Origin of the sequence: Listeria immobilis, from assembly GCF_014322845.1 — a bacterium.
Lineage (GTDB): Bacteria > Bacillota > Bacilli > Lactobacillales > Listeriaceae > Listeria > Listeria immobilis.
The window spans coordinates 1-12,353 of sequence record NZ_JAASUA010000018.1; the positions used below are offsets into that span (position 1 = coordinate 1).

General features: G+C 33.2%; 11 protein-coding genes and 1 pseudogene. 10 read left to right on the plus strand and 2 right to left on the minus strand.

Annotated elements, in window-relative coordinates:
* Positions 1–123, plus strand: a 123-nt coding sequence (locus HCJ45_RS15210) for an LPXTG cell wall anchor domain-containing protein (protein ID WP_187125279.1), incomplete at its 5' end; no start/stop codon positions are given.
* Between the two features lie 1,125 nt (positions 124–1,248).
* Positions 1,249–1,836: a hypothetical protein gene (locus tag HCJ45_RS14585; protein ID WP_185398427.1), complete on the plus strand. Its 588-nt coding sequence runs from the start codon at positions 1,249–1,251 to the stop codon at positions 1,834–1,836.
* 254 nt (positions 1,837–2,090) lie between these two features.
* Here the strand turns inward: HCJ45_RS14585 and HCJ45_RS14590 are convergent, their stop codons facing one another.
* Entirely contained in the window at positions 2,091–4,223 is a 2,133-nt protein-coding gene (locus HCJ45_RS14590) for a heavy metal translocating P-type ATPase (RefSeq protein WP_185398426.1), read from the minus strand.
* Positions 4,216–4,584: an ArsR/SmtB family transcription factor gene (locus HCJ45_RS14595; protein WP_096870298.1), complete on the minus strand. Its 369-nt coding sequence runs from the start codon at positions 4,582–4,584 to the stop codon at positions 4,216–4,218. The genes HCJ45_RS14590 and HCJ45_RS14595 overlap by 8 nt, the downstream gene beginning before the upstream one ends.
* 307 nt (positions 4,585–4,891) lie before the next feature.
* Between HCJ45_RS14595 and HCJ45_RS14600 the strand changes: the two are divergent.
* The 8 genes and pseudogenes from HCJ45_RS14600 to HCJ45_RS14635 form a co-directional block, all read left to right on the plus strand.
* A pseudogene (locus HCJ45_RS14600) lies at positions 4,892–5,437 on the plus strand (recombinase family protein); the annotation flags it as partial.
* A 65-nt stretch (positions 5,438–5,502) separates the two neighbouring features.
* Entirely contained in the window at positions 5,503–6,951 is a 1,449-nt protein-coding gene (locus HCJ45_RS14605; RefSeq protein WP_096870296.1) for a Mu transposase C-terminal domain-containing protein, read from the plus strand.
* Positions 6,944–7,753, plus strand: coding sequence for an AAA family ATPase (locus tag HCJ45_RS14610; protein ID WP_185398425.1), 810 nt, complete (start codon positions 6,944–6,946; stop codon positions 7,751–7,753). Before HCJ45_RS14605 ends, HCJ45_RS14610 begins: the two co-directional genes overlap by 8 nt.
* Positions 7,754–7,968: 215 nt before the next feature.
* Entirely contained in the window at positions 7,969–8,553 is a 585-nt protein-coding gene (locus HCJ45_RS14615; protein WP_185398424.1) for a recombinase family protein, read from the plus strand.
* A 298-nt stretch (positions 8,554–8,851) separates the two neighbouring features.
* Positions 8,852–9,136, plus strand: a complete 285-nt coding sequence (locus tag HCJ45_RS14620) for a TIGR04197 family type VII secretion effector (protein WP_185398423.1) — start codon at positions 8,852–8,854, stop codon at positions 9,134–9,136.
* 16 nt (positions 9,137–9,152) lie between these two features.
* Positions 9,153–9,509 (plus strand): DUF3958 family protein, encoded by a 357-nt coding sequence (locus tag HCJ45_RS14625; protein WP_185398422.1) that lies wholly within the window; start codon positions 9,153–9,155, stop codon positions 9,507–9,509.
* Positions 9,509–11,512 (plus strand): LXG domain-containing protein, encoded by a 2,004-nt coding sequence (locus tag HCJ45_RS14630; protein WP_185398421.1) that lies wholly within the window; start codon positions 9,509–9,511, stop codon positions 11,510–11,512. The genes HCJ45_RS14625 and HCJ45_RS14630 overlap by 1 nt, the downstream gene beginning before the upstream one ends.
* A gap of 18 nt (positions 11,513–11,530) precedes the next feature.
* Positions 11,531–11,959 (plus strand): hypothetical protein, encoded by a 429-nt coding sequence (locus tag HCJ45_RS14635; protein ID WP_185398420.1) that lies wholly within the window; start codon positions 11,531–11,533, stop codon positions 11,957–11,959.
* Positions 11,960–12,353: the final 394 nt, after the last annotated feature.

A 12,353-nucleotide genomic window follows, 5' to 3' on the forward strand; every position in this document is an offset into this window, starting at 1 on the left:
AAGCCAGAAGAAAAAGCTGCTCTTCCAAAAACAGGGGATCAATCAAATGCTTCAACTGGTCTAGCAGGACTCGGATTGTTTGCGGTAGGATTACTTGCTTTCTTCCGTAGAAAAAGGCAATAAATAAAGAAGTAACTATCTAAACTTTTTAGAAACGTTGTTTAGATAGTTACTTCTATTTAGATGAGGTATGGATACAAATTAGTATTACGTTAAACAGAAGACATTATCTCCTATTACTTCATTATAATGCTTTTGTCAGAGGATCCATTAGTTTTCATATTCGAAAAATGTTTAATGCTTGGGATATATCTGTACATACATATAAGTTCAGTACTAATGATTACAACCTATAAAATAGAAAGCAAGAAATTGGATAAATAATAGAGAGAAGAAATCATTATGTATTATTGGGGGAAGTTAATTTTAATAGATTTTGTAGATAGGGACGCAAAAAAACTATTTTTACATAGAAAAGTTGCTGTTAGCTCTGAATTGGTACCAATCGATTAGTCAATCTTTCTTTTAAAAAGAGCAGAAGTTTTTGTACAGAATATTGTCAAACTAGCTTAAAATGTGGTATTATATAAATGAAAAGAGAGCCATGCAACTACATGACTCCCATAGCAGTGGTACCGCGTAAAAGACGGCAGCTATTGACTAATAATTACACAAAGTAACCATCGATCAGCTCGCTAAAGTGGATTAGATGGTTATTTTTTTGGTTTGTTAAAGTCGAGAATCATCACGACGAGGGTGGCAAATACCACCGCAAACGTCAGTGCTTCATACACAGACACGGCTATTCCTTTCTAGGAGTAAAACCTTTTATAACCAAGAGGCATCACCCCTGTTCCTGGAGATTTAGCCACCATCTTTTTCACTTTACTACTACTTTCTTTATTATATCATAAAAAAGAATGTTATTTTTCACTTTTGAATAGCTTAAAGACCATATAAAAAGTTGCCTAAAAGGCAAAAATTTTTATTTGGTCTTTGTAATTTAAAAAAGAACATAAAAAATATGCACTATATCTTGTGTTGTTTTGTGAAATATAGTACAATATATATGGTTTTAAACTACTTTGAGTCGGGAACTTGCATTTGTGTGTGCAGGTACTCAAAAAAATTTACTCAATAAGCTAAATAAATCGACAATTTTATTATATAGCTTTGTTGTTGTAAAAGCAATATTTTTTTGAAAGGTTATGAAAAAAATTGCACAAATACAATTAGAGAGATATATACATGGAAAAAGAAAAATTTTCAGAAAGATTTAAACTAACAGGTGAGCAAAAGGATTTTGATTTTGTGGATATCATGTTATGGAGGGATCAAGCGTTATTTGTTGATCCATCTCTAATAGTGAAAGCCCAACATGAGGAAAATAAAAAAGGGAATGATGAACATGCTTTTGCAACAAGAGCTTATAATTCATTACAAAGTTTTTTCAGTACATTTTTTAATAAATTCAAGAAAATCACGCCAACACAACTTATAGATCGTAAAAGTCAAGGTTCAGAAGGTGTTTATCGTGAAGAAAACCTATTAGCATTACTGAAATATTCAAAGGAAAATAATGCCTTTCATACAGGGTATGGTAGTGATGGAGCAAAAGGGACGGGTTGTACTCCAGAAATGATTTACGATGTTTTTTCCAATATGAAATTCAGCCATCCAAATATGTTCCAATTTATAAAGGAACCTATTCATACAGGTTTATTCATTAATGATTTTGCTGAAGATAGATCATCTGATCTAACTTTGTCTATTATTTTAGATGTATTATGTGATTTCACGTTTGTAACTTTGACCAATAATTTGCGTATATTTTAAGTGTTATTTTGCACATCAATTTATGAAAAGTGTGTAGTTTTGTAATAAAGATTGATTAAAAAATGTCATTAACCTTATTTATCAGCAAATACAAAAACCCCATTTTGAAAAAAGATTTATCAAAATGGAGTTAATAATTAAGCATGTAATTTTATAATAAAGTTTCAATTCACCTTATTCCACAAAAGGTGCTTAGTTCAGATTTAAAGAGAGAACAAATGTTGTCTTTCACTTCACTTCTTGGAACATAATTTTTATTCTTTAACTTTCAATAATCGTAAACTGTTTAGTGTTACAAGTAATGTTGCTCCCATATCGGCAAATATCGCTATCCATAGCGTTAACCAACCAGGTATAACCAACAATAACGCGACTAATTTAATCGCTAAAGAGAAGGTAATGTTTTGCTTGATGATCACTAAAGCCTTACGGCTCAATTTGATGGTATATGGCAATTTACTTAAATCATCAGACATTAAGGCAATATCAGCTGTTTCTAATGCTGTATCGGTCCCAGCACCACCCATCGCCACACCTACAGTGGAAGCCGCAAGCGCTGGCGCATCATTCACGCCATCCCCAACCATTGCTACATTTTGATGCTTTGAACGAAGTTCTTTAATGAAATTCAACTTATCTTCTGGTAATAAATCAGCTTTAATATCAGAAACACCGACTTGTTTTCCAATGGCTGTGGCAGTTCGTTTGTTATCACCTGTCAGCATCACTGTTTCGATTCCTATATTGTTCAATTTACTGATTACTTCTTTTGAAGATTCTCTCATTTCATCTGCTACGGCAATTAACGAAAGGATTTCTTCTTCGGTTCCTAACACCATCACAGTTTTTCCTTGGGTTTGCATTTCAGTAATCTTTTGTTTTCTATCACTTTCAATCGATTGATACAATTCTTCAAACAAATTTGGACTTCCTACATAATACATAACATTATTTACTTTGGCTTTTACGCCTTTACCAGTAATAGATTGGAATTCTTCAATCGCCACACCATTAAAGTTTAATTCATTTTCTTCTGCTTTTCGTATAATCGCTGAAGCAAGTGGATGTTGCGAACCTTTTTCAATGGCTGCTGTTATAGTCATCAATTCATTTTCATTCCCACTATACGTTACGATGTCTGTTACAGCAGGAATACCTTTTGTTAATGTTCCTGTTTTATCGAAAGCAATAGCTTTAATGGCTCCTGCTTGTTCTAAATGAATACCACCTTTAATTAAAACACCGTTTTTTGCAGCATTTCCTATTGCAGTAACAACAGCCACTGGTGTTGAAACAACTAAAGCACACGGACAGCCCACCATTAATACAGCTAAACCTTGATAAATCCATTCACTCCAATCACCACCAAATAACACTGGCGGAACAACAGCGATTAAAAGAGCCAAGATGATAATAGCTGGTGTATAGTATTTCGCAAATTTATCAACGAACGCTTGAGATGGTGCTCGTTCTGCTTGAGCTTCTTCTACCAGATGAATGATTTTTGAAAGAGTGGTATCTTCCACTCGTTTTGTTACTTTAACTTCAAGCAACCCTTCTTCATTTAAAGTTCCTGCAAAGACTTCATCATCAACTGTTTTAGTTACTGGAACACTTTCCCCTGTAATGGCAGCTTGATTTAACGTAGATGTACCTTTAATTACAGTTCCATCCATCGCCAATTTTTGACCAGGCTTTACAACCATAATATCGCCAACTTGAATATCATCAACATGGATCGTCATTTCTTCATTTCCACGACGGATTAATGCTTCTTTTGGAGCAATATCCATCAATGATTCAATGGATTGGCGAGCTTTATCCATTGAATAACGCTCTAAGGCTTCACTGACAGCAAAGAGAATAACAACAGTTGCTCCTTCACCCCATTCACCAATTACTGCAGCTCCTAGAATGGCAATAGTCATCAACGTATTCATATCGAAATTTAATTTGCTTAAATTCTTAAGACCTTTAATAAATAACGAATATCCACCAATTAAAATGGATGCTGCATAACCAGTGGTCGGAAGAATATGCTCTTCTCCGTATTGCTCCCCTAAAAACCAACTAATCACAAGTAATAACGCTGAAATATATACTTTAATGTTTTCTTTTTGCTTCCAGAAAGGTTCACGTTCTACTCTCTGTTCTTTTTCATTCCGAATCTTTAAATTTTCAAATGCTCCTGCTTTTTCTAGTTCTTCAATCGTTGTATTTCCTTTAACATAAACTTTAGATGCTCCAAAGTTTACTTTCGCATCCTGAACTCCAGGGAGTTCTTTAACATTGTCTTCAAAAATGGATGCACAGTTTGTACAAGTGAATCCTTGGACACGATATGTTTTCATTTCTTGTTCGAATAATTTTGATTGCTGCTCAGGCATTGACCTTCACCTCTTTTTTATGTGCTAATGCAATCATCATTATTTGTTTGATATGTTCATTATCTAACGAATAAAATGCTAATTTTCCTTCTTTTCTAAACTTCACGATCCCTTGTTTATGAAGGGTACGTAAATGATGGGACGCTGTTGCCACAGAAGATCCAATAATATTTGCTATATCACACACACATAATTCATCATCTTGACACAGCGCAAAGGTGATTTTTGCTCTGTTTTCATCAGCAATAGCCTTTAGCATTTGAGCAACACTACCAATATCAATTTTTTGTAAATCTCCCTGTATCCGGTTTACCTTTCCTTCGTCATAACAGTAAATTTCACAAGTGTCTTCCTTAGTCATATCCTCACCAACCTCATTCAAATAATCATTTGATTATAGTATACCATAATCTCGGTTTTATTCAAGTGAATATTTGAATGATATTAGAAAAAGTGATATTTTATACTAACAATAATTAATTAGAATGATCTGTTTATTATTTGAATGGATTCCAACATTCTCATAAACGAATGTTTTTGATACGTTTTTGCTATGAATAATATATAGCTAAAAATCAGGAGAATATCGTCTTTAAAGATTGCTCAAAATCTATGTATCATATACCGCCCTTTGTGATATAATTATATTGAAAAGGTGGTATTTTTTTATGAGTCAGTACATTTATGGTTATGCTCGAGTAAGTACTCGTCAACAAGATTTAGCACGTCAATTAGATTTATTAGAAAATTATAATTGTAATGAAATTCTTACAGAAAAAATGACAGGAACAAAATCAAACCGACCAGAGCTAAATCGTCTAAAAGACAAATTGAGACCTGGAGATATTGTTGTAGTAGAAAGTTTTTCAAGATTGGGTAGAAGTACAAAAGACTTAATTGATCTAGTTAATTACTTTGAAGAGAAAAATGTGAAATTAATTAGTGTGAAAGAAAACTTTGACACTATCACCCCGCAAGGGAGGTTAATGATGACGGTTTTTCAAGCTTTTAGCCAGTTCGAACGAGATTTGATTGTTGAACGAACTAAAGAGGGGTTAAAAAGTGCTAGAGCAAGAGGAAGAAAAGGAGGACGACCAAAAGTAGGAACTAAAGATATTACAAAAGCCGTTAATCTATATAATACTAGAGAATACAGCGTTAAAGAAATTGTAGAAATGACTGGCATAAGTAGAGCCACTCTTTATAGATATTTAAACAATGACAACAATTAGAAGGACTAATAGCATTAGCTTCAATAATAAAAAGGAGCTGTTTCTATATGGGAAAAGGACTTCTTCCATTGGCATCGTATTCAAAAGAACAGAGACAAATGGCTATGGAAAAATACAGATTAATTGAGCCATACATTAACCGTGAGAAAAACTTGAAAACTATTGCGGAGGAATCTGGTGTTTCAAAACGAACACTTCACTATTGGGTTAGTAAGTATCAACAATTTGGATTAATTGGTTTGATTCGAAAGAGTCGTACAGATTCTGGGATTTTTAAAGTGGAAAATGAAGTTCAAGAAGAGATTAAGAATTTAATACTTAGTCATAAAAAAAATTCAGTCACTTCTATTCATAGGAAGATTTGTGAGACATGCAAAAAAAATAACTGGAAGCAACCCAGTTACTATCAGGTCTATGCTATCTCAAAGTCTTTATCAATAGGACTAAAAAAATTAGCTTATGAAGGAAAAAAAGAATATCAAAACACTTTTGATTTAATTCACCGACGAGAGGCTAGTTATCCTAATCAAATTTGGCAAGCTGATCATACCCCATTAGATATAACTGTTTTAAATGAAAAAGGAAAACCAGATAGACCTTGGCTAACAATTATTTTAGATGATTATAGTCGAGCAGTTGCTGGATATTTTTTAACCTTTCAAAACCCGTCTGCTATACATACATCTTTGGTTTTACACCAAGCAATATGGAGAAAAAGAAACCCCGATTGGCCAATATGTGGTATACCTGAAAAATTTTATACAGATCATGGAAGTGACTTTACCTCCAATCATTTGGAACAAGTAGCAATTGATTTGAAAATTAATCTAGTTTTTTCTACAGTAGGGGTTCCAAGAGGGCGTGGAAAGATAGAAAGATTCTTTTCAACCATTAATCAATTATTTCTACAGGATTTACCTGGATATCTTGGAAATCAGAACAGTTCTACACTTCTTTCTCTTAAAGAATTAGATGAAAAATTATCAAACTTTATTATATATAACTACCATCACAGGATTCATGGTACAACAAAAAAAGAACCCATAAAAGCTTGGAATAATTCTGGGTTTCTCCCTAATATGCCAGATAGTTTGGAAAGTCTAGATTTATTATTATTAAATGTAGCAAAATCGAGAAAGGTCCATTCGGACGGTATTCACTTCCAAGGATTGATATATATAGATACAAACTTAGCTGCATATGTTGGTGAAACGGTCATTATCCGTTATGACCCAAGGGATATTGCGGAAATTCGAGTATTCTATCAAGATAAATATTTATGCACTGCTATTTCCCCTGAAGTTACTGATTACGAAGTAGATTTAAAAGATATTATTTCAGCACGGAATAAAGTGCGAAATAATCTCAAGAAGCAACTTGAATCAGGGAAAACTGTTGCAGAAGAAATTGCTTTATCAAAGCAAAAAAGTTTGAGGAACCAATCGGATAAATCTGATTCTAAAAGGTCAAAACTCAAGAGGTATTTCAATGAATAAAACACAGAGGTTTATTGAAACAAAAGAATATAAAAGGTTTGCAGAGTTTTGTAATGCCTGTATTAAATATAAATATATAGGAATTTGCTACGGACTACCAGGTGTTGGAAAAACATTATCCTCAAGGTATTATTCAAACTGGGATTATATCGAGAAACAAATAGATTATAAATTTAAAAAAGAAATTAGTTTAGATACAGATGAAAGGATTCTTAAAGCTAGAACCATTTTTTATACAGCTCCAGCAATACGTGCTACTAAAATGACTGACGAAATTAGTATTATTGGTAGTGTAATGGGTATGGCTAAAGCTGTTTATAAGATAGATAATGGAGGGAAAGAAGAATACCCTACTGATATTTATAAAGATATTGATCTTATAATTGTTGATGAAATAGATCGATTAAAAATGCAAAATTTAGAACAACTACGGGATTTATATGATCGAAATGACTTAGCAATGATATTGATCGGAATGCCTGGAATTGAGAAAAGATTAGCTCGATATCCTCAACTCTATTCCAGAATTGGATTTTCCCATGAGTTTGATAAACTCAGTAAAGATGAAGCTCATCATATTTTGGAATATAAGTGGGAAGAATTAGGTCTATCTATAAAACTTGAAGATTTTTCTGATTACGAATCCATAACAAGCATAATTAAGATTACCGGAGGAAACTTCAGGCTTATACAAAGACTCTTCACTCAGATTGAAAGAATACTTGAAATTAATAATCTTGAAACTATTACAACAGAAGTTGTTGAAGCTGCACGAGACAGTTTAGTTATCGGAATTAAATAATTGTTAAAATCTATCTTTTACATGAAGATAGATTTTTTATATGTTAGATAGTGCAAAATAGTACTTAAAATGTGTGCAAATTATTGTTCGAAGTAACAACAATTTTTTAAAATAGGAGGATATTTAGTGTTCATAAACTCGTAATAAATTCTATGTTCAATTATATGTCATAGATAAAGTTATGGTACAATAGAGTTAATAAAGGAGTGTTTTTTTTGAAAATAGGATATGCCCGAGTCTCTACTGGATTACAAAATTTAGATTTACAAAAAGACAGTTTAAATAAATTTAGTTGTGAGAAGATTTTCACGGATCATATGAGTGGAGTGAAAAGTAGTCGTCCTGGATTAGAAATGGCTATTGATTTTGTCCGTTCTGGAGATACGCTTGTCGTTTGGCGTTTAGATCGTTTAGGAAGGAATATGGAAGATTTGATTTCTATCGTTAATCGTTTGAATGCACGTGGAGTGAGTTTTCATAGTCTGCAAGAAAATATAACGATGGATAAATCTAGTTCTACAGGACAACTTATGTTTCATTTGTTTGCGGCATTTGCTGAATTTGAACGAAATCTCATTTTAGAAAGATCTGCCGCAGGCCGTGCAGCTGCTCGTGCAAGAGGACGATTTGGTGGTCGTCCTGAAAAATTAAAGGCACAAGACTTAGAGTTACTGAAGACATTAGTTGATAATGGGACTCCGATAAAAGTTATTGCAGAACGTTGGAATGTTTCTCGAACAACGATTTATCGTTATTTAAATAAAATGGAGGGGAACGATAGGGAAACAAACATTCACTAGTTTTTCACACTAACAAAAATCAGAAGGTAAGTAGTTTAGGTTTATACAACATCAAAAACCGGAACAAAAAGTTCCGGCCGGGATGAAAATGAGTATAATCAGTTCCTTCTATTATATGGGTAATAAAAGGCTTATTGGATAATTATAGCAGAAAATAGAGCGTGTGTTAGGGGAAAATAAACAACGATGAGACCCCTGGTTCGTTTTTTTATGTAAAACCGTTCACAATATGCTCACAAATGCTTCCTAACAAAATGCTATAATAAGGATAGTTTCCATAGTACAAGGAGAGGATACGATGACGGAAATCCAAAGTAATTTTTCGGCTGCTGCAAGATGTGCAGAGCAACTTGGCCAAGCTTCCGAAAAGGTAGCAAATGCTGGCACTAGTTCTATTGTGCAAGCAGAAAAAACAACTATTTTAGGGAATCAAGAAGCTTTGTCAACGAATCAAACAGTGCAGAAAATGGTCCTTCCATTTCAACAAGGATTAATCAAAGATATAGCACATGTTCAAAGTGTCGCAAAAGAATTTGAATATCAAGACGCACAGCTGAAACAACTATTTGATTTTAGCAATTGAATATGAGGTGAATAGGATGACAGAAACAGAGAAAAAATTAGCAGAAATGCAACAACAATTACGGTTAATCAATGAACAACAAGAAACAAATGAGCGAGATTGTAGAAGCTTAGAAAGAAAAGAACAGTACTACCATGAGTTTCGGTTTCGGCAAGCGAACCTTTTTAGAAGGTTGGATCAATTCTGGTATAGAGACAGAGAGATGAATGCATTCTTAGATAATCATTACCAGGATTTACGATACATGGATCAACGGGTTGTTCATGATTTAGAAGAACAAACAGAGCAATTGCAAAAAAACAAAAGGCAACTAGCAGATAAAGAAGATGAATGCCTGCACCAGCGCCTGACATTATCCAGGGAGGTGCAATAATGGGCATAGATATGTACTTAGGAGAAGTAGAAAGTCAAACTACTAGCGTGGAAACTTTCTGTCAATTGACCATTGATGGCTTGGAAGATGTTATTCGGGCTATAGATGCCTTTAACATGGAGCCGTCTCTACAAGGAAAGACCTATGCAAGTGCGAAACAATATTTTATGGAGACATATCGAGTTTTAGCACAAGGAATGATTTTTCTTTGCGAGGACTTACAAGAACCAAACAAAAAATTAACGACCAATTTTCGAGCAGAAGTGGCGAATACGGATGTCATCGAAGAAGAATTAGTTCAACAAATAGAAGAAATGGAACGGCTACAAGCTGATCTAAAAGATATGTTAAGTGAGTTTCCATTATTAAAACCGATGGATAATATCTATACGATGTGCAAAAAGAACTTAGTGACGAAATTAGAAAATTTACGACTGTTTCATCAAACATCAGCGACTTACTTTGATTCGGTTATTCAACAAGTAAAAAATCTCCAGGTAGGAATAACCGAAGTGTTGCAACATACAGGTTTTAACGCCTCGACCGGGACGTTCAGTACAATGGGAATGAATATGGAATGGGCATCCCCAATTATTAAAGAAGCGAAGGAAAAAGAAAACAGGGCTGTTTTAAAGGAAGCAGGTCTTACTGAGAAAGAAATTGAAAAATTAGAAGATATGGGTTATGACATAGGTGAATTAGTAGCCCAATATAATTCGATAAAAGAAAATGAAAATGATCGAGATTTTTTTGTAGATCTCTTAAAACGTGATTATAGTAAAGTTTTTTCGGAAAATCCAGACAAATTATCGCAGGATATGCAGTTAATTTTAGCTAATCATCTGGCACGTTTAGTAAATCAACCGGACGAACAAAGAGAACAGAAATTGAGTGAGTTAGAAATAGTAAGTAATGCTTTGATAAGGTATGGAGATAGTGGTAATGCCAAAAAATTTGCTGTAAATATTGCTGCAATGTGTGATGTAATGGGAAGTCAGTCAACTGCATTGATGATGAATTTAAACCCCAACAGCAAGAGTTATAGTCAAATGGAGAATAAGTTTAATCAGTACAGAGGGCTGCACAATCTTATGTTAGCACTAGCTACTATACCTACTCCGAGTAATTCAATGATGAATCCTGCAACAGGACAAGGATATTCTGATTGGTATTCACTTAACAAATTGACTATTGATAGGCATGGCCAGATTGGATTTAACTTAAACTATCATTCACTGTCTTACACTGCTATAGAAGGAAATAATATTGAAGATGCTATTGTTACAAAAGATAAAGGTCCTGTATTAATTTCAAATTTAGGTACAGTTGGTGGATTCCTGTCAGATAAAGCTGCAAAAATATCTAAATTAAAGAAAGAGAAAGAAGAATTACTAGATACAACAGTTATGAATATATTCAAGGATGGTTTAGGGATATTTAATCCAATCTTTAAATTGGAAGCAGATGTATTAACACATTTATATGAAAAAGATTATACAGCATTATCTAAAGAAGTTATAGATACTGGTGCCTCTAAATTAGGAAGTAAGGGGAACATTATTAGTGGTCTAACATCAATTTATCAAGAAGTGAATGAATATAAAGAAGCTGTAGCAAAACTTGATTCAGAGAAAAATGAAACGACTAAAGCATTTTTTAATGCAGTAATTAATAATGGAGGAGTTTCAATTGATCAAGAAGAAAATGGAACGTATCATATAGCTGGTGTACCTGATATACAATCAGTACGTGCAAAACAAGAAATAGATACCAATGGTCTTACTCGTTATTTGAATGAAACGGAACAAGCTGATCTCCAAAAAATTTATGGAGTTGATGGACTTAACTCAGCTGAAGCATATATCCTAGCTGAGGGAGATCGTAAACTGGAAGAATTAAATCCTAATGAATTGAATGCTGCTTTAAATAGGATTAGCGATGCAGGTGAGGGAAATAAAAATATTGATGATTTTGCTGATTGGTTAAAAAAGACAGTTAAGTGAAATAAAGGAGTCACATAAATGAAAAAGAAATTGGTTTTATGGGGAGCATTTATACTTATAATTCTAGTAATTATAGGGGCTATAGTTGGACATAATGTATACAAGGCTAATGAAGAGGAAAAAAGCCGTATAGAAAGAATCAATAATTTTTCTAATAGTTTACCTTCGGAGGCTCGTGAAGAACTTGAACAATATGGACTAACTAGATATTTAACAACGGAAGAAATAAAAGATTTAAAACGATTGTATCGCAATGGTAGCCCTGATAAGAAATATAATAAAGAAATAAAGTATCTGTTAAATGAAGATAATAATAAGTATTCTTTAAAGGAATTAAATCCAGATCGTTTAAGTTTCATACTTAACGGGCGTCTTACCGATGTTGGGGATGGCAATAAGAGTATTGATGACTTTGTAGATTGGGCAGTTGAAAACCATAATAAATAAAAAAATACTTAAAGGTTTAAAAATAGTCATACTAGAATTAATTAGTGTGACTATTTTTTAAGAATGAAAGATGGAAAATTACTATTAGACTTTCAAGATCATGATAAATTACCGTTAGATGACTCTGGTACAAATGACTACAGTAATCTTATGTTAATTAAAAATGATCCATATCATAAAGTAATAACCAATACACAAATAGAATTTTCAAAAAAGCTTAAAGCCAAGAAAGTGTTAAGGATATATTCCCAATACCAGATGGGAATATATATCCGAAATAGGAAGGGTGATACTAATGCTAGCAATATTAATACAACTGTTAAACGCAACTGAAAAAGGGGCCATCGGATGATTCAAAAAGGGGCCAAAAAATTATTTTAGCCAATTCTTGGTA